The organism is Chitinophaga sp. GbtcB8, assembly GCF_019091455.1.
Taxonomy (GTDB): domain Bacteria; phylum Bacteroidota; class Bacteroidia; order Chitinophagales; family Chitinophagaceae; genus Chitinophaga.
On sequence record NZ_JAGXJN010000002.1, the window covers coordinates 389,089 to 415,118 of the forward strand.

General features: G+C 46.4%; 10 protein-coding genes. 5 read left to right on the forward strand and 5 right to left on the reverse strand.

Features of this window, described 5'->3' with window-relative positions; genetic code table 11:
- The first annotated feature begins 150 nt into the window (after window positions 1–150).
- From KVT36_RS04610 to KVT36_RS04625, 4 genes are all read left to right on the forward strand, one after another.
- A complete protein-coding gene (locus KVT36_RS04610) occupies window positions 151–1,689 on the forward strand; it encodes a hypothetical protein (RefSeq protein WP_217602327.1) in 1,539 nt (512 codons plus the stop codon).
- Between the two features lie 7 nt (window positions 1,690–1,696).
- On the forward strand, window positions 1,697–3,589 hold the full coding sequence (locus tag KVT36_RS04615) for a lanthionine synthetase LanC family protein (RefSeq protein ID WP_217602328.1): 1,893 nt from the start codon (window positions 1,697–1,699) through the stop codon (window positions 3,587–3,589).
- Between the two features lie 116 nt (window positions 3,590–3,705).
- A complete protein-coding gene (locus KVT36_RS04620) occupies window positions 3,706–6,156 on the forward strand; it encodes a GH116 family glycosyl hydrolase (RefSeq protein ID WP_368669996.1) in 2,451 nt (816 codons plus the stop codon).
- Between the two features lie 53 nt (window positions 6,157–6,209).
- Complete coding sequence (locus tag KVT36_RS04625) at window positions 6,210–7,802, forward strand: hypothetical protein (RefSeq protein ID WP_217602330.1); 1,593 nt, start codon at window positions 6,210–6,212, stop codon at window positions 7,800–7,802.
- Between the two features lie 77 nt (window positions 7,803–7,879).
- Here KVT36_RS04625 and KVT36_RS04630 read toward each other — a convergent pair whose 3' ends face one another.
- Window positions 7,880–11,143, reverse strand: a complete 3,264-nt coding sequence (locus KVT36_RS04630) for a carbohydrate-binding protein (RefSeq protein ID WP_368669997.1) — start codon at window positions 11,141–11,143, stop codon at window positions 7,880–7,882.
- 820 nt (window positions 11,144–11,963) lie between these two features.
- Here KVT36_RS04630 and KVT36_RS04635 point away from each other — a divergent pair.
- Window positions 11,964–12,698, forward strand: coding sequence for a bifunctional 2-polyprenyl-6-hydroxyphenol methylase/3-demethylubiquinol 3-O-methyltransferase UbiG (locus KVT36_RS04635; protein ID WP_217602332.1), 735 nt, complete (start codon window positions 11,964–11,966; stop codon window positions 12,696–12,698).
- A 19-nt stretch (window positions 12,699–12,717) separates the two neighbouring features.
- Here KVT36_RS04635 and KVT36_RS04640 read toward each other — a convergent pair whose 3' ends face one another.
- From KVT36_RS04640 to KVT36_RS04655, 4 genes are read right to left on the reverse strand one after another with little or no spacing between them, the layout of a single operon-like run.
- Window positions 12,718–18,522: a DUF3320 domain-containing protein gene (locus tag KVT36_RS04640; protein WP_217602333.1), complete on the reverse strand. Its 5,805-nt coding sequence runs from the start codon at window positions 18,520–18,522 to the stop codon at window positions 12,718–12,720.
- 8 nt (window positions 18,523–18,530) lie between these two features.
- A complete protein-coding gene (locus tag KVT36_RS04645) occupies window positions 18,531–20,768 on the reverse strand; it encodes an AAA family ATPase (protein WP_217602334.1) in 2,238 nt (745 codons plus the stop codon).
- A 29-nt stretch (window positions 20,769–20,797) separates the two neighbouring features.
- Window positions 20,798–24,532, reverse strand: coding sequence for an AAA family ATPase (locus KVT36_RS04650; RefSeq protein ID WP_217602335.1), 3,735 nt, complete (start codon window positions 24,530–24,532; stop codon window positions 20,798–20,800).
- Window positions 24,529–25,776, reverse strand: a complete 1,248-nt coding sequence (locus KVT36_RS04655; RefSeq protein ID WP_217602336.1) for an exonuclease SbcCD subunit D C-terminal domain-containing protein — start codon at window positions 25,774–25,776, stop codon at window positions 24,529–24,531. The genes KVT36_RS04650 and KVT36_RS04655 overlap by 4 nt, the downstream gene beginning before the upstream one ends.
- Window positions 25,777–26,030 lie beyond the last annotated feature (254 nt).

The window sequence follows — 26,030 nt, forward strand, 5'->3', positions numbered from 1 at the left end:
CGGTAGCGGGGATTAAGTAATAAATTGGCCTGATTGTCTACTGACAATGGCCTATTGGTACATCAGGGCCCTAAGTTATTCGGGCGATCTTTATAAGGACTTACAAGTTTTATTAAGCATCTTCCCTCATGCTCAAACCCGGCCCACTCTATGAATACACAAAGTTATATAACAGGCGCCCTCCCTGTAAATATCAGCACCGGCGGAACGGCTAATAATGCTTTTGCAGATTTTGTTTTCCGGCATAAACGGAACAGAACTTTGCTTTTAACCCTGCTGGCTTGTGCCACAGTGGAGTTCATTATTTTTAAAGTGTTGTATCCCTTTCCGGATTTTTTTTCCGATAGCTGGAGTTATATTTTTGCTGCGCAGGAGGGGCTGGGCGTTAATATATGGCCTATTGGTTATTCTAAGTTCCTGGCGGTTTTTCACTGGATCACGTATTCTCATCTTGCCTTAATAACTTTTCAATATTTTAGCCTTGTAACTTCTTCCCTGTACTTTTATTACACGGTTACTTATTTTTATACTGCCCGGAAGTACACCCGGATCATACTTATTTTATTCCTGTTCTTTAATCCACTACAGTTTTATATTGCGAACTATGTAACCAGTGATGCGCTATTCATATCGATGAGCCTTGTGTGGGTAAGCCAGCTGATGTGGATCATGCATAAGCCCCAGTTGTACCAGATCTTTTTCCAGGCTATTTTATTCTTTATAGCATTTACTTTCAGGTATAATGCATTGTTTTACCCGGTAATAACTGCTATTGCTTTTTTGTTTTCCCGGCAGGCGCTTTGGAGAAAGGTGGTGGGCATTGTAATTGGTCCCCTGCTAATTATTCCTTTTATCTTTTATTGCCTGAATGCTTCTGAAAAGATGACGGGCACGGCGCAGTTCCCGCCTATTCTTGGCGGGTGGCAATGGGGCAATAATGCACTGTACATGTATGAGCATATTAATGCGGATAGTACAAAAATGAGCTCTCCTGAAGTGAGGGAACTTAACCGGATAGCCATACAGTTCTTTAAGGAAACACCTCCACATGAGCGGAACCTGCCTGCTTATGTGGCCAATTATTTTATACGCCAGCCTAATGCGCCGTTGAAACAGTATATGTCGCGGCATTACCAGCCTACAACCGGTTATGAAAGCGTAGTGGCCTGGGGAAAGGTATCGCCTGTGTTTAAGGAATTTGGGTTATCGCTGGTAAAACAGCATCCGGTAGCCTTCGTCCGGTATTATATGGGGGTGAATACCATGAATTACTTTTTTCCGCCGCTGGAAAAACTGGAGGTCTATAACCTGGGCTTTGATGAAACGGTGCCTATTGTGCAGGAATGGTTTCACTTAGAGAGCACGAAACTGCCGGTTGCCCTGCCTAAGCAATTCCAGGGAATACTGCTGTTTTTGTATCCTACCCTATTCTGCATTCTGAACCTGTGCATTTTCATTGGATATTTTCATTTTGTGCAACCAAAGTATTTCAGGAATGCGGATCCCCGTTTCAAACAGTGTGCGATTCTTATAGGCGTGTTTGTACTGCTGAACCTGGGTTTCAGCATATTTGCCAACATTATTGTGATCCGTTACCAGGTATTCCCCATGTTCATTTGTTTAACGTTCACGTTGTTGTTGATCGACGAGCTGCGGTATTTTGAGAACAGGACACGTGCCCCACAATAACCATTTCATGCAGACTTATAAAAGCGTACTGAATAAGCGATACCGGCTTATATCCATTGTAAAAAAGGAGGTGTTTAAAGGTGTTTACAGGGACCGATTTTTCCGGACTAGGCGATGTATTGTGAAAACGGCAAACGCTATCTCATCTTCCTTAAAATGGCAGGCGCATGTACATAAGGTATATGCGGCGCAGGAATATGTGCCTAAATGCATTGATTATTTTTGTGAGGGAGATACCTGTTATCTTGTACTGGAATTTATTAAAGGCATTTCCCTGGCTAACTATCTGCAAAAAGTAAACTTCCGGAATGAAAGCTGGTATGAATTAAACCCGGTGGTAAAGAAAGACCTGATCCATATTTTACTGAATATTATTGCCATTACCGGGCGTTTTCACAGGAAAGGGTATATACATCGCAGCCTTTCTGCCAATAGCATTTTTATTGACCGGCGCAAGCGGGTGTACTTTATTAATGCAGGCATGGCCTGGCCTAGAGTAAGCAAAAGGCCGGGGCCGGCCCCCACGGATAAAGAAGATGTTTATGGTTTAGGAGCTTTGATGATCGCTTTATTTACCGGTTTAAACCCTACGAAATTTACACATCATTATACCACTGATCTTGCCCAGGACCTTTGTTTTTTAACGGGCAGTAAACCTATTGCCGATCTTATTGTACAGTGTTTGGATGATGATCCTGCACATCGGCCAGGCCTGGAAACAATAAGTGCTGTTATAGAAAGATACCAGGCGGAAATGGAGCTCTCCGGCTACACGATCTATTCTTTTCAATGCACTAATGAATACCGGGACCAGCTTAGCGCAGTATTAAACCGGGCTTCCAGGGGCTTAGTAAGTTCTTTGTATGCATTGCAGCGCGAGCAGGCCAATAGCAACAGCCTGGGGCTGAGTGATGGTATTGCGGGGGTACTTTATTTACTGGCCAGGCTCAGGAAAAATAATATTGATGTAACAGGATCTGTAACGCCTTATTACCGGGTACTTGAATTTGTGAAGCAGGGTGCTTTGGGTAATGACCCCGGGTTGTGGAAAGGCGCGGCGGGGGTGGCGCTGGCATTTTCAGAGGGCATAAAGGGCGGGCTGATACCGGATACCCATGAATACCGGGATTATATTCTGCGTGCCCTGGACCTGCACAGCACATCACCTGATATGAACAGTGGCGCCGCGGGGCAGGGGATAGCCCTGAACTTATGCCGCAACTATCTTGATAAAGACACGTTTGCCCAATTGCTTAGAAATAAGGTAAGGTTTATTGAGATGTTACAACAAAAGGAGGGGTGCTGGTTACCTGATATCAGTTTTGCGGCCGGCACTACGGGCATCACCTGGTTTTTATTAGACTATGTTGAAAAATACGGGGATGATAAAGCAGCGCAGGCAGCGCTGAGATCCCTGGACTGGATAGGCCGGCAAACCCATGAGCTCCGAGACCTGTGCAGGAAAAAACGTTTTACAGGAATAGTACAATATGATAAAAAAACTGTAGATGAAGTAGGTGGGTGCATCTTAACCTTTATAAAGGCTTATGAAGTGTTTAAAATGCCGAGGTTTAAAAAGGCAGCTGAAGATGCATTGAGCAGTTATCCCAAACTTATCCTGAATGATAACTATACTCAAAGCGGAGGACTGGCCGGACTTGGTGAACTATATCTTGAAGCATTCCGGGTTTTTAAAACAAATGAATGGAAGCTGCGGGCTAACTGGATCGCCAACCTCCTGCTGCATTCACGCAACTTTACAGACCGGGGATATTGTTACTGGATCGCCAATGAGGATGCCCTGCCATCTGCGGCGCTTACAACGGGTAACGGCGGCATTATTCACTTCTTACTACGGTGCCTTTACCCGGAGCAAACCGGTTACCGGATCTTACAATGAACTGCTAATAACACACTCCTGTCATGTACATTAAACCTCTCCTGTTAATTGTTCTAACCTGGATAACAGGATCTTTCACACTACAAGCACAATCAGTTAACCGTCATTATAATGATGTGTATAAAGGAGAATACCTGCAACAGGTAGCTTTTCCTATTGGCGGCATGGGAGCGGGGATGTTTTGTTTGGAGGGGACGGGGGCTGTTTCCCATATGTCCGTACGGAATAACCCTGATATGTATAATGAACCTGCTATGTTTGCGGCTATTGCGCTGAAAGGTGTTCCTAACAGCGCCAAGGTGCTGGAAGGGCCTGTGCCTGGATGGAAGAAATTCGGGCAAAGAAATGCAGCAAGGGGTGCAGAAGGCAGCACGTATGGACTGGCCAGGTTCAGGGAAGCCAGCTTTCTTGCACGGTTTCCTTTTGGAGAGGTGACGTTGCAGGATAAAATGCTGCCGCTGGAAGTACAGATCACCGGCTGGAGCCCTTTTATTCCTACGGATGAAGATAATTCCAGCCTGCCCCTGGGTGCGCTGGAATACCGGTTTAAAAATACCAGCGGTAAGGTGCAGGAGTACGTGTTTTCCTATAACGCCCGCAACTTTATGGCTATTCCTCAAAGGCCGGGAGCGTATGACAGTACTATTGGCCCTAACCATATACTATCTATTAAGAACGGGTTTGTGCTTACACAGGACAGCACCCCTAAAGCGCCTTTTCAGAAAGGCAGCTTTGCCATTTTTACGGATGCAGCAGAAACGGTTACCGATCATTGCTGGTTCCGGGGTGGCTGGTGGGACCCGCTTTCCATGGCATGGAATAATATTGAAGCCGGCCAGGTAAAGGCAGTGGCGCCTGTGGCGAAGGATGCGCCGGGGGCGTCTGTGTTTGTACCTTTTAAACTGGGACCCGGGCAGGAGAGAACGATCCGGGTGATGATGGCCTGGTATGTACCCAATAGCCGTTTACGTTATGGGCTACCGGTAAAAAAAACTGCTGACAGCACGGTGCGGGACGCATCGGCAGATCTCCCATCTATATATCATAAACCCTGGTATAGCAGCAGGTTCGGGGATGTTTTTGCTGTAGCTGAATACTGGCAGGAACATTACGACAGCCTGCGGCAAAAGAGCCGTTTATTTACGGAAGCTTTTTATAAAAGCACGCTGCCGGCTGAAGTGCTGGAAGCTATTGCGGCTAATCTTACTATCTTAAAATCGCCTACGGTGTTAAGGCAATATGATGGCCGTTTCTGGGGATGGGAAGGCTGTAATGATGAAATGGGCAGCTGTACCGGCACCTGCACACATGTGTGGAATTACGCGCAGGCGCTGCCACATTTGTTCCCAGCCATGGAGCGTACTATCCGGAATACAGAGTATAATGAAAGCATGGATTCTGTGGGCCATCAGAACTACCGCGCTTCGCTGCCGATACGGCCTGCAGGGCACCAGTATTATTTTCCTGCTGCTGACGGGCAGCTGGGCAGCATTATGCGGGTGTACCGGGACTGGCGCATTAGTGCGGACCATGAGTGGCTGCGGGGCTTGTATCCTAAATTAAAACGCAGCCTGGACTATTGCATTAGTACCTGGGACCCAAAACATAAAGGCGTTCTGGAAGAGCCCCATCACAACACATATGATATAGAATTTTGGGGACCGGATGGCATGTGCAGCAGTATTTACCTGGGCGCATTAGATGCTATGATACGAATGGGCACTTTTTTGCAAGAGGATGTAAGTGCGTATCAGCCTTTGTTGCAAAGTGGGAGGACCTACCTGGAAACACAGCTTTATAACGGGGAATATTTTATTCAGCAGGTGAAATGGGAAGGCCTACAGGCGCCTAACCCAGTTGTAGCCGCGGGCGGTAGTAGTGAAGAAAGTGAAAGGTATTCACCTGAAGCGGAGCAATTATTGGAAAAGGAAGGCCCTAAATATCAATATGGGGGCGGGTGCCTGAGTGATGGCGTGATAGGCGCCTGGCTAGCCTATGTATGCGGTTTGCCGGCGCCATTTGATACAGTAAAGATCCGGAGCCATTTGCAGGCTGTGTACAAGTATAATCTCAAAAAAGACCTTACAGACTTCTCCAATCCGCAACGCCCCACTTTTGCTATGGGCAAGGAGGGAGGACTATTGCTTTGTACCTGGCCTAAAGGCGATAAACTGGCCTTACCTTTTGTGTATTCCAATGAAGTGTGGACGGGGATTGAATATGAAGTGGCCAGCCATTTGATCATGATGGGTAAGGTAAAGGAGGGGTTAGATATTGTGCGTACCTGCCGTAATCGTTATGACGGGCGGATACGTAATCCATTTGATGAATATGAATGCGGGCACTGGTATGCGCGGGCGTTATCCAGCTACGCATTGCTGCAGGCATTAACAGGGGTGCGTTATGATGCGGTGGATAAGATACTTTACGTAGATTCAAGGGTTGGGGATTTTACCAGTTTTTTATCTACCGCAAGCGGGTTTGGGAATGTTGTTTATAAGAACCGTAAAGCGAGTGTGCAAACTGTTTATGGTAAGATACCGATAGATAAGATCATAATTTTGTAAACTGCATGTGCATCGCATGAAGGGGCGTTATTTTTAAACAAACCCCCTGCGATATGAGCAGCAAACATGCCCTATGGATAACGCTGGCCACGTTCTTACTTCTTATATTTGTTATGGAGTATGCCATTATGCTAAATACCAATGGCGTATTCTCTTATCCGCTGGATGATGTTTATATTCACTTAGCCATTGCCAGGAACATTGCCTTTTATCATGTATGGGGCATCTCGCCACAGGGATTTACTTCTGCTTCTTCTTCTGTCCTTTACCCTTTATTGCTGGCTGGAACCTTAAAAATATTTGGCGCACATACTATTATTCCATTTATAATTAACCTGCTTACCGGTTTATTGTTCCTGGTAGCGCTGCACAAATGGCTTGTGCGGCAGGAGCTGGGGCCTGTTGCGCAATTAAGCATATTACTGGTGGTAATACTGGTAACGCCGCTAACTGTCATTGTTATGTGCGGCATGGAACATATGTTACAGATCTGGTTCTGCTTTCTTTTTGTGACAAGGTTTTCGGAGGAACTGGCTGCGCAGGTTGAAACCGGAAAACGTGGTTTTTCCTGGCAGCTGTATGCATATGGTTTTTTGCTAACCGCTACCAGGTATGAGGGGGCTGTGCTGATAGGGATTGCGGGTTTGATCGCGTTCTTTGAGGGCCGGATGCTGACTGCAGTGAAGCTGGTAGTAGTTTCTGTATTACCTATTATTATTTTCGGGGCTTATGCACAGTACCATGGCAGTTATGCTATACCTAATTCTGTATTGCTGAAGTCTGGTGCGCCGCCGCTGACTATAGATGGTATGATCAATTTCTTTTTTGATGACCTGTATAATAAGCTCTCTATTTCGACCGGCTTTTATGCTACAGCAGCCCCCCAACGTTTGTTACTGATATTACCATTGACCTATCTGTTTTGCCGCCCGGCCATACCGGCTATTAAATACCGGTATATGATAATATTGTTAACCCTTGCTACGCTCTGCTATCTGCTGCTAACTGGCAGAACGCGATTCCCCCGTTATGAGGCTTACCTGATAGCTAATGGGGCTATTGTAAGCGGTGTATTGTTATTCCGTTATGGGAAGCAGGCATTATCGTTGTTGTTTGCGCAGGCGAAATGGCTGTTGATCTTTGTGGGTTTTATATTAGTTATTCCTATCCTTTTAAGAAGCAGGGATGCCCTTACGCTGGTGCACCCGGCCAGCGTGAATATTTACCAGCAGCAATACCAGATGGGGCTTTTTTTAGGGAAGTATTATTATAACACGCCTGTTGCCTTTAATGATATAGGCGCTGCCTCTTATTTTACCAGGGGCGGGAACCTGGACCTTTGGGGGCTGGGCAGCTATGAGATTACAAAGAGTATTAAGAATGGGTATTATTCCCCGGGGTATATTGAGCAGCTAACGCAAAAGGATAGTATAAGGATAGCTGTGATATTTGAGCGGTATATTCCGCAGGGCGTGTGGCAGAACTGGAATAAAGTAGGATCCTGGCAGTTAAGGTCTAATGTTATTTGTGCGGATGATAGTGTTTCTTTTTTTGCGGTACGGCCAGAGGAAGCGGTTGGACTGCGGAAACATTTGCAGGCGTATGAAAGCTTGCTGCCAAATGGGGTGATTGCACACTATTATTGAATAATTAAAAAGCGTCCCGATAAACTTGTTATCGGGACGCTTCACTTTTAATGACAATACCAGAGGGGGTTATGATCTTAAGGTTGGGAGGGGTTGATGGATGTGGAGGCCGGGCCTTCGTAGCCGTGAGCATCCAGGGCGGTGACGCGATAGTACCAGGCGCCTTGCAGGGGCTGGGCCAGCAGGTCTTCACCGTTGTCGGTGAAGGTGAGGGCTGCGTCTGCGGCGATGTAGGTTAGGAAGTTTTCCGGGCCGGGTGTGAAGTCCTTATCCTGCGAACGATAGATGTGGTAGTAAGATGCGTTGGTTACCGGTTGCCATTTAAAGGATTGTTGTTGCGATTGCAGCTCCGGTGCTATGAGGGATGCGGCTGTGACAGTGAGCTTTTCCTGCATTAAAGAGAGCGGCTGCGAAGGGGCATCTGCAGGGAACATAGATTTGTTATCGCCGTCAATTGCTGCAATATAGTATTCCAGTCCTTCCGGGCCTATTTGGTCTGCAGGGATTATCGCGGTGAAAATGGCTTTTACTTTGCGCGTCATATTTAGCTGATGCCATTCTTTTGTACCGGGTTTACGATAATAGAGATTTGCATTTAGCAGATCATATACACGGTTATCAAGCAATCTTGCTTTGATCCAAACCGGCTGACCGGCCAGTGCGGATGTGGGCGCAGATATTACTACGATCTGCGGGGCTGTTTTGTCGGCTGTACCGGCTTCGCAGCTGGCGGCCACAGAAGGGGTGGAGCCCATATCGTCCCAACGTACACTGATCACTTCATATTTAGCGGCGCTGGAGGTTTTGTCTTCATAGCGGCGGGCATCTGCGGGTAAAGTGTTTTCTGTAATACGTTCTCCATTACGGAAAACTACAAATCCTCTTGAACCGGGGTGGTTCATTTCCCAGGTAAGGATGGCGCCATCACGGGTACCTTTTACCTGTAGGTTTTCGGGTGCAGGTGCGCCGTATGTGTTGAGCAGGCGCCTGTTTATTTCAGGTAAATAATTCTTCTGGATAAAACGGTTCTGCATACTTACCACGTTGCCTAATGAAGAAAGATCTGTTACGCGGCTGTTGAAGTTGCGTACCCAGGAGGCAGCCACCGGTGTAATGTTCCATTTGGCTTCGTTAAAATGCAGGTTCAGCTGAATGTGATCCTGTTCTGCACCAATACGGCTGCGCAGGAGTTTAAGGCGGTATTGCTGCCCGGGATTGGTTGTTGCATTAATAGTGTTATCCAGCGTGGAGAGCTGGTCTTTTGCTTTGCTTAGCTCAGCCTGCGCCATTGTTATATCGGCTTTATAGGTCTGGGCAGCATCGGGCTCGCGGTATACCAGGTAAATGGAGTGCTTACCGGGTGCAGGTGTTATGTTTGTTTGTACATCTGTCCAGTTTACCCAATCGCCGGTAGGTTGTACCAGAGCTTCGCCGATCTTAGGGCCATCCGGTGCGTTCAGGCGGATCTCTATACGGCCACCGCTGCCCATGGAGGCTACCCGCGCTTTGAACCGGGTCCATTTGGGATCAAATTCCTGTTCCCTGTAGGCTGTCCAGGAGCCTTTGCGGATGTAAGCCACGCAGCTGCTGTCTGATGAAATAGCTACTGTGCGTACTACATTGTTCTGCGTATAATTTACTGCGGGGGTGAAGAATTCCTGTGTGCCTTCTCCTGTGAGTCGGAAGGAGAGTACGTTGAAAAGGTAACTCTCATTATTTTCGACATCGCCTACGCGGAAGGGCGGCGTGCTGCGGCACTCGCTGAAGTTACTGGCGTAGGGCTCATTTTCATTAATAATGGGCGTTATTGCAGTAGCAGCAGCGTTGCCATACTGCTGCTCTGCAAAACGACCGTACACGGTCCTGGAATCCTTTAGTTCGTTCTTATCATCCCAGGGCGCTCTGGAGATATACCACATTTTGGCTTTCACCGCATCGGTAATGCGCCAGGTGAGGGAGTAAAAACCTTTCATATTAGGGGCACGCTCTTTCCATGCTTTAATGGTATTAGAGAGGTCCATGTTATAGGGATAATAGTATACAGAGCTGTTAAAATCTCTTTCCAGCCAGGGACAGCCCCAGTACTCGCGCTGATCGTAAATAGTGCCGCTTTCAAAACCATCTGAGTAATAAGAGATGGGTGCACAGATCACATCTTTGGGCAGGGTGGCGGTGTTCTCTGGTTCCAGGCCCCAGCCAGAAACGGCTACCCGGGTATTGGGCGTGGCTTTCTTTAATCCATTGTAAAAACCATCGAAGATGGTACGCCATTTTTGCCATTTGGCTTTATCTTTTGCAATACCTTCTGACTGAAAGCAGAGCACATAATCGAGATTGGGATAATCGGTGGTAATCTGCTTTACGCGGGCTTCTACTACCTTGGGATCATCGGGCTGCAGACCATAAGCTTCCGGGATCAAATCGATATCCAGGCCCAGGCCTATGCGGATACCGCGGCGGTGGGCGTATTCAATTACACGCTGGAACTCGTTCACGCCTTTGCGGAATACCTGTTTATTACTGAGCTTTTCATTGTGCAGGGCACAGTCGGCGCCGAAGTCGTAATCATCAAATAAGTCTGAAGATCCAAAGGGGTATTTGTTTACTTCTCCGCCCGGAAAGGAGCCCCAGGCATGGCCGGTGCGGGCGGTGGCCATCCATACGCGGGACATTTTTCCATTGACCTCAAAGTTGTGGAACATTTCATTATGCCCTGCTTCGCCATTGTAGTTATGGATGTGCAGAAAGTTCAAACGCATTCGGGCCATCTGGTCCAGGATGAATTTCCAGTCTTCCCAGGAGTAAGAGGTAGCGGATTGTGGGAAGTTAGTCCAGGGAAGGAAACCGCGTACTTCCACGGCGGGTGTTTTTTCTTCGTTCACTTCCGGGAGTATGTTGGTGAGTTTCTTTTCCGGAAGTACATCGCCATCGAAGCTGAAACTTACGCCGAGGTGTTCTTCCAGGAGGCCGTAAACGCCGTAGAGCACTCCTACTTCTTCATTAGCAGCTATTACTATCACCTCTTTACCGTTCTCTTTGAGCTTTTTGAGCAGGTAACTTTGCGGGGCATTAGGGAGCTTTATCTTTTGTTCTGAAATCAGGCGGTCAATTACCGGGTTGCCGGGGCGGCCGAGGATAAAACCATCGGTTTTGTTATCACTGGTGGTGATGGCCGGGAGCTTGCCGGAGAGCTGGTAGATGTAACGAGACAGGTCTTTGGCGGCGTAATCTTCCATAGGGGTAGCGTTTTTGGAGATCACGATGCTGAGGTTTTGCGCTTGCAGCGCAGCTGCAAGGAGGAGAAGGTTTAAAAAGGCGAATATTTTGCGGAATGAGGACACTGGAATTTGGTTTTGTATTTTATAAGTTCTGGTTTTGAGTTTTCAGTTCTTGCCTTATGCCTTGTGTTTTTAGCGTTAGGCATTTGGCATTCAGCGTTCAGCATTTATAGCCATGCAGGCAAGTCCGGGTACGAACTGCGCCCGCCTGTTTGGATGGCTATGGGGCAGCTCAAGCGGACGGGCGGTGGAGGGCTTTGGGACGTTGTGGGTCGTGTCACGCCGGCCTAAGGTTCGTAACCCGGACCTGCCCGCAATGCAGTACTTCAATGAGGAAGTAGTGGTACGGCGGTTGAATGCGTGAGGACCTGTACCTTTTGTACCTGTTGCCCTGGTGATAATTGTGATATGAAAGTCCATACTTGTAATACTGGTCAGTGCGTTGTTTGTACTATCCCAAAGAGATTGAACTGAGCCCGGGTGGTATGTAGTTGGCGGCTGTTATCTCTAATACATCTTTGTGTGACGTGCTCATTTGCGTGATGTGCTCAGTAACAGGTGAAATTACCTCTAAAATTACCTCTGGCAGGGCGGGGAGCATTCCACTTTACTATCTAAAAACTAAACTATTTTAATGGGTTAGAGAAGGGCGGAAATTTGGCCTGATCGTCTACTGAAAGTGGCCTGAACGTCTACTGACGGATCTGTTGTTTGTGGGCATCTTTGTAATGAAAGCAATGATAACCCGTTTTGCTGCACCTACCAACCTATATACCTGGCACTGCCATAAATATGATGATTGCCTTTTTTCATGGAGTTGCTGCCTCTCTTTCAGAACGGGGGGCAGCATCCTATTGTATTGTTAAAAAATAAATTCCTGCATATGATCCCATCTACGACTATGACACCACAGGAAGTGGGTTTGTCGACCCTTGAGAACCTGAGCGTTGCTGACCGGCTGAACCAATGGATGTTTGATTCTATACGGCCTTATGTAAAAGGCGCGGTACTGGAAATTGGCAGTGGCATTGGTAATATATCCAGCTGTTTTGTACAAAACGGGATACCGCTGCATGTGAGCGATTATAGTGCAGATTATTGCCGGATGCTGCAGAAAAAATTTGATGCGGAACCGCTGATCAGAGATGTGCTTCACCTGGACCTAGCTATCCCAGATATTGAAAGTGCGTACCCGAAGCTGATCGGGAAATTTAATACGGTGTTTGCACTAAATGTAGTGGAGCATATACTGGACCACCAGCTGGCGCTGGCGAATTGTTATAAATTACTGGCGCCGGGTGGAAGGGTGATTATATTAGTGCCGGCGTACCAGGCGCTTTATAATGGGTTTGACCGGGAGCTGGAACATTACCGGAGATATACCAGGAGCTCTTTGCGGAAGCTGCTGGAATCACAACGGTTTAAAGTGATGAGGACCTGGCATTTTAATTTTGCGGGGATATTGGGTTGGTTCTGGAGTGGTACCGTGATGGGGAAAAAGACGCTGCCGGCCGGGGAGCTGAAGTTTTATAATAAGCTGGTGCCGGTGTTTAGGGTGGCGGATAAGGTGGTGGGGAATCTGGTGGGGCTGTCGGTGATTGGGGTGGGAGAGAAGTGAGGAGGTTTTTAGGCCTCCATTATTCATTATAAACTATTCTATCGTTTTTCCACATTGCATAACCATGGTCAATGGCTTTGTTGATGCCTAATAACATAGCGTTTTCAACGTTGGCGCCTATTCTTGCATATCCAAATGCCTTTGCGGCTTCTCTTATGAGATCCGGTTGGGAAAGGCTAATCTGATTTTTTAAAATCTCTCTTACCGCAGTGGCAATTTCTTCCGGAGGTAAATCATCGGCATCTCTTTTAGCCGCTTCTGTAGCTGCAATCCTGTACACTGTAAAGTCTTTTGCCTGCTGGCCTTTTTTCCAGAAGAAAGTTTTATCTCCATAGGTAGTCTGCTCTATATCCAGCTGGTTAAATAAACCTTCAAAATGGAAGTTGATCCTGGTTCCCATTCTTGAAATGCCCCATGCAGCAAGTACGCGTTTGCATAAAAGGTTTTTACTAATGGGGGATTCAGCTTCCAGTACATCAAATATCTGGTCTTTGATCTTTCCCCGGTTTTCAGGAAACAGGAACTCTTCTGATGATGAGGTGATCACCTGGTTAACCTGGCTAATCTGATAAGGAACAGCCGAAGGTGTAACAAGGTGTTGAGTGAAAGATGGCTGCGGTGCGTTATTTATAGTGGTTGCTACCTGAACCTGTAATGAGGGCTCGCTGGTAGTTGCAGTGTGGGTATGATCTATTGCGTCTATAATGCCGTTGAGTACCTTGCCGGGGTTCTCCCACCATTCTACAGACCATATTTTGTGCACCTTCCAGCCCAACTGGTGCAATACATCCACCTGAATCATTTCACGGTCTTTAGAAGTGGTGGCATTATAATAGTTCTTGCCGTCTGTGAGCACTGCCAGGACATACTTTGAAGGATCCTTTGGATCAACAATGCCTATGTCTATCCTATAAGCTGAGCAACCAATATGCGTATGAACATCATAACCATGTTTTTTGATCTCTTCAGCAATTACTGTTTCAAACGAAAATGACTCATTATGCTTATTCAGGGAGCGTATGGGTAATGCTGTTTTACCCTTTTCTGCATAGGCCAGGAATGCTTTAAGGCCGGCTACACCTTCTGCACTTGTACGGTTCAGATCGATCTGGTCTGAACGCAAAGTGGAAAAAACCTTCATTTCATACCGTGCACGCGAAACGGCTACGTTTAGTCTTCGCCAGCCACCATCCCGGTTGATGGGGCCAAAGTTCAGGCTTATTTTTCCTTCCTTGTCCGGTCCGTAACCAATAGAAAACAAGATTATATCCCTTTCATCGCCCTGCACATTTTCCAGGTTTTTGATGAATAATGGTTCTTCTGTTTCCAGGGCAATTTTTTCCAGCTCCGGGCGTGCTGCAAAAACTTCTGTCAGCAAATCGTCTATTAGGATCTGCTGTGTGGCGCTGAAAGTAACAATGCCCATACTTCTTTTTGCCAATACCGGGTCTGATAAGCGGCGTATTACTTCATTTACAATGGCTTTTGCCTCATTGTGGTTCTGTCTTGTTTTTCCTTTATCGTAGAAACCATCAACGGGCACAAATTGCACCTTGCTGGCAATATCATCTGTTGAAGGGAATGTCAGCAGCTTGTTTTCATAATATTTTGCATTGCTAAAGGCAATCAGGCTTTCGTGCTTACTACGGTAATGCCATAACAGGTGCTGTGATGGCATGGAAAGCGCAAGGCAATCGTCCAGGATACTTTCCAGATCCTCTTTTTCGATATTGTCCTCATCTATATTATTGTTGGAGAAAAAGCTGGTTGGTGGCATTTGTTTGGGATCTCCCACCACAATTACATTGCTGCCACGGGCAATGGCGCCTACTGCTTCGCAGGTGGGCATTTGTGAGGCTTCATCGAAAATAACCAGGTCAAATTTTACGCTGTTACAGTCAAAGTATTGCGCTACGGATATGGGGCTCATGAGCATGCAGGGGGTAAGCCGGGGCAGCAGGTTGGGAATGCTGTCAAAGATCTTGCGGATGGACATTGCGCGGCCGTTATTTCTTATTGCTCTTTGCAGCATTCCGATCTCCGAGCTCTGTGAGGCTTCCTGCGTAAAGTTGGGGATTTTTGCTGCGAGCCTGGCGTAGAGTTGTTCTTTGGTTAGTGTTTCAAACTGTTTGCTGATTGTTCTGAACTTCCTGATCTTTTCGCTAAACAGGTCGCCATTGAATATGGCCAGCTGCGGTGTTTGTTCTATGATGCCATTGGCAGCCGAGGAGTATAAGCCTTTATTGTATTGAAGAAGAAGATCTTTACTTTGGATGCTGCCGTTTTCATAAGCAGTTATCAGCGGTTGCAGGCCTGCCTGCAGTGCACGCGCTCTTACATTTGTCCAATTGTACCAGTCTTTGAGTGCGTCTATATTTTGCAGCCACTGTTGTGCAGTAGCGATCAGGTCTGCTTTACGATCCTGGCTATTGTTATGCAGTGTTGCGGTATTTCTTATGCCCAGTAATTGCTGTAGCCCAGCTTCTGTTTGCTTTATTTGCTGCTGTAATTCCGCATATTCTGTTAGTTTTCTTACATGTGCTGCAGTATAGACCTTACTCCCTTCTGCCCATTCTCCTGCCATACGGTTACGCCATTCTTTCAACTGTTTTACACCTGTAATATTGCCTGCAAGACGGTTTGTTTCAATCAGCTGCCCGCAGGTTTTTATAAGGGTATCCCACTCACATTCTCCATTTTTCCAAAGGAAACCCAATGTGGCCGGCAGGTGCCTGGTTTGATCTATGATTGCCTGTTCTCCGCTATAGGCAATAATATTCTGCAGCACTGCTGTTACTTCCTGTTTATCGACTTGCCCGGTCAGCGACATGCTTTTGAGGGTTTTCAGGATGGCTTTTTGCTTAAGCCAACGGGGAAGGAACCACTTGTGCGATGCCAGATTCCATTCCGACAAAGTTTGTGCGGCCTGAAAATTCAAAAGATCCTTTTGCCAATTGGTTAACAAGGTTGCCCGTAAGGCATCTCTCTTTTTGCCGTTTGCTGCTACCTGTATGACTTCCATCAGTGTTTGCTCCAAAGGATCTGCCTGCAATAATGAAGCAGGGGTATTTTCCAGGGAAGTGAGCAAGCTGGCCAGCTGTATGATGGCTTCTTCCTGTTCCGGTTGCTGGTAGCTGCCTTCCAGCTGTAAGATGTTATTTGCTGTTATGGCTGCCTGTACAGACTTTGCCAGTTGTTGCAAATAGTCATCTATTAACTGGCGTGCCTGTTGTTTCAGCTGGGTATTATATTCTCTCATATTAAGCGCCAACAGGGGATGGCCCTGCGGGTGACCTATGATTAGACCAGTGTTTTGTATTTCTTCTGCTAAATCTTTCCACGTACTAAGCTGTGCGGGGGTTATATTCCGGAGAATGTCAGCCGGAAAATATACCTGGTCTTCGCCTGCGGGCAACTGGCTATAGGCTGTGAACAGATCAAATAATGAATAACCCAGCGGATGTTTTTTATGCAGCGCATCTACATAAACATTCAGTTCGTTACGCAGTTCAAATAAACGATCGGCTTCGTGCTGAAAGTTTTCGGGAGAGGATTTCTGTGTTATTTGTGTGGCTGCTTTGAGCTGCTCCAATACCGAAGATTTTTTGGCTTTGTTTGAATGGAGCTCCAGGCAAAAGGGTGCAATACCAATGGATTGTAACCTGCTTTCTACTACCTCCAGCGCGGCTTTCTTGGCGGCTACAAAAAGCACGCGTTTACCTGCATATAAGGCATTGGCGATAATATTGGTAATGGTTTGCGACTTTCCTGTGCCGGGAGGGCCGTGCAACACAAAACTTTTGTCCTGGGCTGAGCTTACAATGGCATGCAGCTGTGAGGAGTCTGTGCTGATTGGCAATGCTACCTGGGCGGGATGTAACTGTCCATCAAGGATCTGTGCTGTAGAGGTATCTGTACCTACGTTCCATTCCAACTTACCTGACATGAGGCTGGCTACCAGTTTGTTCTTACATAATTCAGCAGCGTTATGGTGAATGTCGTTCCAGAGTATAAATTTACTAAAGGAGAAAGTGCCCAGGATGGCCTGTTCTTCCACATCCCAGCGGGGCTGGCTCATTACTGCCTGGCGGATATAGTTCATGACTGCTTTTACATCTACGCCACTTTCATCCCTGGGAAGTGTTTCGAGCCCGATTGTAATGCCAAAATCCTGGCGAAGCATTTCCAACAAGGTAATATTCGTGATGGTTTCTTCTTCCCGGCTGCGGATTACATATCCTTTGTGTGCAGATTTACGGATGATCTCAACGGGGATCAGCAAAATGGGCGCATACCGGGCCCGCTCGCTGGCGGTGGTTTCATACCATTTCAACATGCCCAGGCCTATGTATAAAGTATTGGCGCCATTTTCCTCCAATGCCAGGCGGGATGAACGGTACACATGGGTTAATGCTGCCTGTAACTCTGTTTCTGACAGGTGGGTGCGGATACGTTTATGTGTTAGTTCATGTTTTACCAGGTCGGCAACGGGATCAGATTGGTGTAAGGCTTTGTATAACCCTGTATCACGTATGGCATGATCCCAATCTGTGGGTTTGGCCAGTATCTGAAATTCTTCCCCGTCGGCCAGGGCATCTTCCAACTGCCCGATATGGACGGTCATAAACTGAATTACGCTTTTGGTAATGCGTGTGTTCAGCAGGCTATTACGCAGGGTGAGGTCCAGCAGCTTGCGTTCCCACAGGCGTTGTTTTGTTACCTCTATTTTCTCTACCTGCAGCAAACATTCGCTTACCGTGATATCATCCGGGCTTATATTGGTTCTTGCTGTCAGGGCTTCTTCCTGTATTTCCCAACCCGTGGGTGTGGCAATGCGTAGTGGCAGTGGGCGAATGCTGCTAAAGCGGGCACGTTTTACATCTATGAACAGGATAAAATTTTCCTGGTGCAGCATTTTCTGATCGGCGGCGCGTACGGCATCGTCAAAAGCGGTGTTTTGCCCGGCATTCATACAGGTTGCTTCTACCAGTGTGATTTCACTGATGCCGTTGGCTGTTCTTTTGGTTAGCAAGGAGGGATCATCGTTCACCGTGTCGGCAAAAGACTCATCTATGAGCCAGGCGCCTGTAAATGCATGTCCTTTTACAACGACTACAAAAGGATGGATACCTACTGCTTCCAGGCAGGCTGCATATAACAGGGAAAGATCCAGGCAATTGGCTAGTTTATTGGCAAAAATAGCGTCTGTGAGGCGAACCCGTTGCCCGGTTTCTTCAAAGCTGGCAGGTACGGAACAATAGATGAGCTGTAACTCAGATATGGCTTCATAGATAGCTGCCATTTGTTTTCGTACCCGGTTGGGGTTACGGGTCTGGTATTCATCAAAGGAAGGGCTGCCGGTCCATTTTTCCAGGATGCCTGCTGCCTTTCGTATAATGCCTGGAATATCCGGATGGTTGGGTGTGATAAATGCTGCCAGCATTTCCGGCATTAGGCTAATACCATTCCATTGATCATAGGCTAATAAGGCTATCGGATAATGTTCCTGAAAGAGTTGCTGGCCGGCCTTCTTTACCGTAAGCATAAAACTGCCTGCTATCCGTTCTGTGAGGGCGGCGAGATAAGCAGGTGCAATATGTAAAGCTACGTGCTTCAAGGACCATGTTTCTTCTTTCTTAAGGGCGCCAATGGTTTGACTCCAGGCTACCATAAAATCCGGCTCTGACACTATTTCTACGGTAACCTGTTCCCAATCGTCTTCTGAGTTATTGGTAATGCTTAACTCAGTTACTACCGGCACCTGGTTTTGCTGCAATGCAAAGTTGATAACCGGGAGATGGTTGAAGGTGATGGTTATTGACATATTTCAGGTTAATTATTTGTTGCTGCTGTTTCCTCAGTTGCTGGTGTGCGAAACATCATATTGTAATGTTCTTCATGTCCCATTTGACGAAATATTTTCCGGAAGACATCAAAATAGGTATCGATGATTTCATCCAGGCGCTGTACATAGATATCATCCGTTATGCCGTGTGAACCGTCGTTGAGCCAGCAAATCAGGGATCTGCATATTTCCTGTTCTTCGTGGTTTTCAAAGCTTTTAATTATTTTATCGTCGTTATGTCCGCCCAGTATTTTGAAATAATGTTCAAGAATCCTTCTCATTGTATTCTGAATGGTGATGCCTGAATTTTGATCCCGGTTAACCAGCTCTTTCCATAGTAGTTCATAAGAGCTTAAAATTGGGTTGTCTGTTCCAAATGCCTGTATTGAGGATATATTTTTATTACGCCTTAAAACCCAGAAGCTTCTCTCCCTGGCGTTTGGGCCCTTTTTATCTTTTACAAAAGATACCTCTTTGTGGAAATAGACATTATGGGTGAGTAGGATCAACTGTTTGATAGGACCTTTTTTCTTATGTATGTCTTTGATGATCTCTTTTATCAGGGAGCTTACTATAAAGAGCACATTACTATCCAGGCTGGAAATGGGATCATCAATTACTAAAATCCGCTCTTCTGTAATGTTTTCCCGTTGTGTGCTTCCTTTAGCCTGCTGTAGGAAATACAGGAATGTAATGAAAGTAGTTTCACCTTCGCTTAGTGTGGATTCGGCAATGGTACCGTCTTGTCTATGGATCTGGTATTGGTTGGGCTCTGTTTTTGAAGGCACTATTTCAAAATTGAGGAAACCATAAGACTTAAGTATACCATTGATCTCGTCAACAGAGGGCTGTGTGCTGGTTACATTCTTATTTGCTTCTTTTATTTCGTTTGACAGGGTGGCATGTTGAACGCTTAATTCATTTAACCGTTTTTCAATTTCACCGGTGAGCTTTTGGATATTAGCAACTTTTCTATTGAAGGCTTCAATGGCCACCCTGTTTTCTTCAATAAGGAAGTTCCAGATTGCTTCTACCAGTTTACTCCGTTGATTAGTAAAATCATCTACAATGTCATTGTGCTTTTTTATTTCCGCATTACATTGTATAATCAACTGCTCAATGCCTTCCAATTGCGCTTGTACAGCAACCAGTTCAATGCTTCTGCTGGGTTCCTTTATTTTATTATTCAACAACTCTTTGTTAGCTGCGAACTGACTTGTTAATGTTTTAAGTAAAGCGGAGAAAGATTCGATATTCAGCTTTGTTTCTTCGTTTGCCTTTTCTCTTGTTTCTATTTCAAACAAGTGGTTTAACAGGTTTTGTGCAAGCCTGTTGTATTCTTCTGCACAGGCCTTTGCCGTTGCAGTATCATGCGTAAAGGTTTCGTCAAAATAGTTTTCCAGCTGCTTCCTGAAATCTTTGGTAATGGTTTGTTGTTGGCAAAACGGGCAGGTTTCGTCTTCCTGCAAATAACTCCTTCCTTCATTTACCCAATCATTTAGATTTAACATTTGGATTAAACCTGCAATTCCAACGTCCGATTTCCCAATAATTTTTTTCTGCCAGATCTTATCTTTTTCAATTTCCAACACACGGCTGAAATCCATTTTTGTAATAAACTGCATAGATACCGGCGGTTTCCCAAAGATTGTTTTAGCCTTTTCCTTCAGGGTATTATGGGTTTCAGGTTGTGAAGCGGTTTTTGGGAATTCAGAGAGTATTTTGTCTTTAAATTTTTCCTTTTGCATGTAACCGGTAAATGCTTCCTTAAAATCACGTTCGTACTTTTTATAAGCAGTTTGCCATATGGACTCCTTAAAATCATCTTCGGCTTCTTCTTCTTCTTCGCCATGTTGCTCCAGCGAGGTGTTTTTTGTTATTTCTTCGTCTTTAAGCTTCGATAGCTCAACCTGCATTAATTCAATGGCCTGGATTTGTTCTTTTGTAGCCTGCCCCAGCGTAAAAATACCGTCCATTTTGCCCTTCCCGAAGTTCCTGTCTCTAAAGTCCTTATTGTATACCCGGGTTTCAACCGGAAGGTTATTTTTCCAGGTAAGGCTACAATCCTGGTAATTTTCATTTTCAGGGTCGTGCACAAACTTAGTTAAGGTTGTTTTACCGGAACCATTTGCCCCGTAGATAAAGTTGATCTTTTTCAGGTCGTTGATTTCTACTCCGGTTGAATCATATGTTGCAACGTCCCTGAGAATAATAGAGTCTAACATATTTATTGTTTTGGGTGTATAAACGTTTTTTAGATACTGAGCACTTCCACTATGCTTTTTCCGCTTGCCTGTTTGCTGACCTTTACCTGTACCGGTATGCGCTCTGTCATTTCCTGCACATGAGAGATGACGCCTACTTTGCGTCCCTGATTGTGCAGGCGTTCAAGGGCATCCATGGCTATGCTCAGGGTGGCGGGGTCCAGAGCACCAAAGCCTTCGTCAATGAACAGGGATTCTACCTGCATCTGGTTAGAAGACAGGGAGGCTAATCCCAATGCTAATGCCAGTGATACCAGGAAAGATTCCCCGCCGGAAAGAGAGAAAACAGTGCGGATCTCATCGCCCATATCCTGATCTGCCACCTGCAAGCCCAAGGTGCCTGGTATGCGCTGGAGCAAGTACCGCCGGCTGAGTGCAGTGAGGTGTTTATTGGCATAACCCAGCAATACATCGAGGGTGTATTCCTGGGCTATTTGCCTGAATTTTTTGCCATCAGCAGCGCCAATTACTTCGTTCAGCTTTGCCCAGTTGTCTACTATTTGGGCATGGGCTTCAATGGTGGTAAGCAGCTGGCTTATCTGCTGCCTGTTAGCTGTATCCTGTTGCAGGCGGAGTGTTATTCCTGTTTTTTCCTCTGCAGCTGATTGCAAAGCTGCCCTGGCGTCTTTTAAAAGCTGGGTGAGCTCATCGGCCTGCCGCTCAGAGCGTTGTTGCTGCTGGTGCTGTTCCAGCTGTTTTGTTCTTTCATTTAATATAGATTGCGCATGGGTAAGTGCATCATCCATAGCGCGTAAAACAGCTCTTTCCTCATCTATCCATTCGGCAGGGAGCTCCAACAGCTGTAGTAACAGCTGCTCATCCATGGTTGAGGATTGCGGGGTATTATAGTTGCTTAGCCATTGCTGTATTTTCCCGGTGTGGGTGGTTTGCTGCTGTTGTAACAACTCTATTTCTTTTCCTGTTTGCTCTTGCTGCGTAAGGATTTTGGTAATGGAGGTTTGCAGCGCTGTGTTTTTATCCTTTTGTGTTTCAAGTGTTTGTTGTGCAGCCTCTATAGCACGTTTTAATCCCGCTTCTATATTGGCTGCGGCTGCGCCTCCGAAGATGGTTTGCCGCTGCTGTACCAACCCTTGACATTGATCGTTGATGGCTGTTAACTGTTGCTGCTTTTTATCCAGATCTGCTAACAGGGCCTGGCATTGCTCCTGCATAGTGTTAATGGTGGCAGACAGGATGCCATGTTGTTGAATACCTGAGCTGAGCTGTTCGCTATTATCTTTCCATTGCTGTGCAACTGTGTTGATGTGATCCAGGAAGGCCTGGGGATTTGTTTTCCAGCCGGAGAACCAGTCCTGTGCGGAAAAATAAGGGCTGAGCTGTTGCTCTGTTTTACTGAGCGCTGTGCTGCTTTTGTCGCGCTCACGGAGCTGTTGCGCCAATTGCTCATTAAGCGATTGTAAGCTGCGCTCTGTATCTTTTATTGTATTGTTATGGGCAGCCAGCTGTTTCTCTAACTGTATCAGTTGTTGCTGTTGGGTGTCCAGTTGCTGTTTTAACAGGTTGTAGGCTTGCAGCTGTTGCCGGATACTTTGCTGCTGTTGTTTTTTCTCCTGCTGTTGTTGCTGCAGCCAGGCTGTTTTTTGATCGTCCGGTATGGCCATACTATCCGTATGGGCGGCAAAACCAGACCAGGTTTGCTGGAGCTGCAGTAAGGAAGGTTCCTTTGTAGTACGCTGTTTTTGCAGGTCTGCAATTGTTTTGTTTAATCCATTGCAGGCTGCCTGGGTATTATTTTGGGTTGTGAAACAAGCAGTATAGGCGGTTTCATTTTGCTGGTGGGCAGCTTCGAGCTCTTTAAATACATGATCCAGTTGCGTATTGTGTGTTGCATATGGATGTTCTGTACTGCCGCATACCGGGCAGGGATCTTCTGCAATTAACTGGTTCCGTAATGATACTACATTTTCAGCTGCTGCCAGCCGGGCTTTGTTCAGCATTTGCTGTGATGTTTCCCGCTGAGTAAGCAGCATGGCGAGCTGCCCGCTGATTTCTTTTAACTGGTTAGTTTTATCTGCATATTCCTTTTCACTGTCTGCCAGTTTTTGTTTTAAACTATTAAAATCTGTTTGGGCTGTGTAGAGTAAGCGCCAATGTGCCTGTGCCTTGATTGTGTTTTCCACTGCATCATCCGCCTGGGATTTATTGTGTTCCAATGTTGCTATTGGGATGCCTGCCAGTTTTTCAGAGCCGGTCTGGTATGCCTGTTGTGCGGTTTGTAACTGCTGTTGTACCGTGATGGATTGTGTAACGGCATTTTCTTTTCCCTGTTGCTGGCTGGCAAGCGCTTTTTCTGTATCTGATATCTGCGTGTGCAGAGATTGTAATGCTCCCAACAGTTGTTGGGCATCAGACAGTTTGGCGCTAATGAGGCTTTGGTGTTCGGCAATTTGCTGATGGCCTGCGTTTTCTTTTTTCCACTGGGTTGACCGTTCAATATTACTTTGCAGCTGGGTTGCTTCTGTTTGTTTGTTCTGTAATAACTGCTGCTGTTGCTGGTGTTTTTTTTGCGCCAGGGCTACTTCGTTGGCTGCCTGGGTCTTAGAGTCTGTGCGTTCAGTGATCTGGACGTCCAGCTTTTTAGCCTGCTCCAGCATTGGTGTTGCATCACTGTAAGCCTGGTTTTTGGCAGTGAGATCCGTGACTGCCTGTTGCTGCAATTGATCCTGTTCTGTTTTCTGGTGTTGTAGCGTGTTAATATTGACAGTTAATTGTTCTATTTCACGGACTTTGCCGGTGAGTTGGGTTTCGGTGGTCTTGCGGGCATCTACCCAGGTTCGGGTGGCTTGCGCCTGCTCTACCTGTTTTAGCTTTTGTTCACGAACGACTGCGCTTTGCCTGGTTGTTACAGCTTCCTGGTGCCCTTTGCCGGCTGCAGCCAATTGCGCCTGCAGGGCTGTAAGCTGCTGGTGCCAGCTGATCTCTTTATTCAAGGCATCTACCTGCTGCTCCTGTGCTTGTATTTCAGTGGTTACTACTGCCTGCCGTTGTGTGAATGATTCCAGCTCTTCTGCAGTAAAAGTGGGGATTCCCTGCCGTTGCAGGTTGAGATCCCGCAGTTGCTGTGCTTCTTCCCGATGGCGTTCAAAAATGCGTTTGGAGATTTCAGTATAAATAGTGGTGCCGGTAAGTTTTTCCAGCAGGGCTGATTTATCGTCTTTGGCTGCTTTGAGAAAGGTGGCAAAATCGCCCTGGGCTAGTAATACTGAGCGGGTAAACTGCTCGAAATTCAAACCTACCTTGCGCTCAATTTCATCCAGCAATTCCTGTTTTCTGCCGGGTATGTCTGTGTTGGTGCTGAGGTTTTTTAATGCAATTTCGAATGGCTGCAGGCTGCCAGTGGCTTTGTTCCTGGCCCTTCTAACACTCCAGGTTGCACGGTAGTGCTGGCCGTCCACACCAACAAAGTCGGCTTCGGCATAACCCTCTGCTGTGCCATTGCGCAAGATGCCACGTACATCGCCCTGGTTAATAGTGCTACCTGGTACATCATGGAGATCAATACCGGTTTCTTTGGCCTGGAGGTAACGGGGCGTTTTTGCATACAGGGCTAAGCAGAGGGCATCGAGAATAGTGGATTTGCCTGCGCCCATGGGGCCTGTAATGGCAAAAATGCCGGCGGTGTCTAAGGGGGCAGCTGTGAAATCAATTATTGTAAGACCTTCCAATGATGTCAGGTTATTAGCCCGTATAGTGAGTATTTTCATGTTGCCTGGATTTGAGACACTTCCTGCGCCACCTGATTGAACAACTGTTGTATGGCCTCAGGAACAGGGGTGTTATATTTAGATTCATATACGCGGGTAAAAACATCCAGGGGTTTCAGCTCATTTAATCTATCATGTGAAAAAGGCTGTTCCTGTGTTGCCCCGGCGCTGGCGTTGCGGTAACGGGAATCGATCTTTGTTAGCCGCACATGCTTGCCTGCCGACGCCTTTTCTACCTGATGCCGGAGAGAAGGTTCCGGGCCATCGAGCAACACGCACACCTGCAGGTAAGGGGGGAAGCCGGGATCACCATTGGTATCGGGTAATTGCTGTAAGGCTAATAATACGTCTGGTAAGGAGCTATGGGTTGACGGTACACGCAGTAGCGGGATGGCCAAAGGAACTTCGATGGGCTGCGGGCTACTGATCCCTTTTTCGTTCAGCGTAAAAACCAGGACCTGGTGTTTGTAATGCAGTTCGGAAAAGGACATGGGCAGCGGGCTGCCGCAGTACCGGATATGTTCTTTGCCGCCAATGCGCTGCGCTTTATGGATATGCCCCAGCGCTACGTAATTAATATCTTCATGAAAGGATGCCGGGGAGATATGTTCTACACCACCCATGATGAGCCTTTCTGTAGTGTCCAGATCTGTTATCTCCGCTTGCTGTGTATGCAGGTGCCCCATGCAAATGATGGCCTGGCCATTTTGCTTTTTGGCAAGAGCATGTTGGTAAACTTGCTGGTATAAAGCGGCAATGCCTTCTGCATAGGGATTATCAGCGTTGGGAATAACGGGATAGTCTCCAATACGGAGGAAGGGGATGGCCAAACACCAGGCCTTAGTGGCGCCTGTTTGATCTTTTAAAGGGATGATCAGCTTTTCATAATCGATATTGCCTGCTTCATCTTTTTCTATTAAACCGATAATGTGAATGTTGGACGATTCCAGCAGCGGTTTAGGAGATTCCAACCGCGGGGCGGAATCGTGATTGCCGGCGGTAACGATTATTTGCAGGTGAGGATTGGCTTTAGTGGCCTGGTTCAGGAAGCGGTAAAACATTTTTACCGCTGCTGCTGATGGATTGGACTGATCAAATACATCTCCGCTAATTAACAAAACCCCGACCTGTTCATCCTTTATTGTTTGTACTAACCAATAGAGGAACTGCTGGTGTTCATAAGTGCGGTCATGTCCATGAAACAATTGGCCAATATGCCAATCGGCTGTATGGAGAACTTTCATAATAGGAATTATATTGTCGCCTTAAACAATGGGAATCTTACATTGCTACCTTATAGTGTAGCGGGAACCTGGAATGATTATTTCATATTTGGTACAGGATTAAACTTATAAATACTCTTGGTTATTTTATCTCTCGAATGCGCTGGTTGTGGTAATCAGACGTTAACAAATATATTCAAAAACAAGTTAATTAACAATTAAGAATTAATAATTAATAAGATTGGAGCGAGTGAATTGTGAAAAAGTGTTTAAAA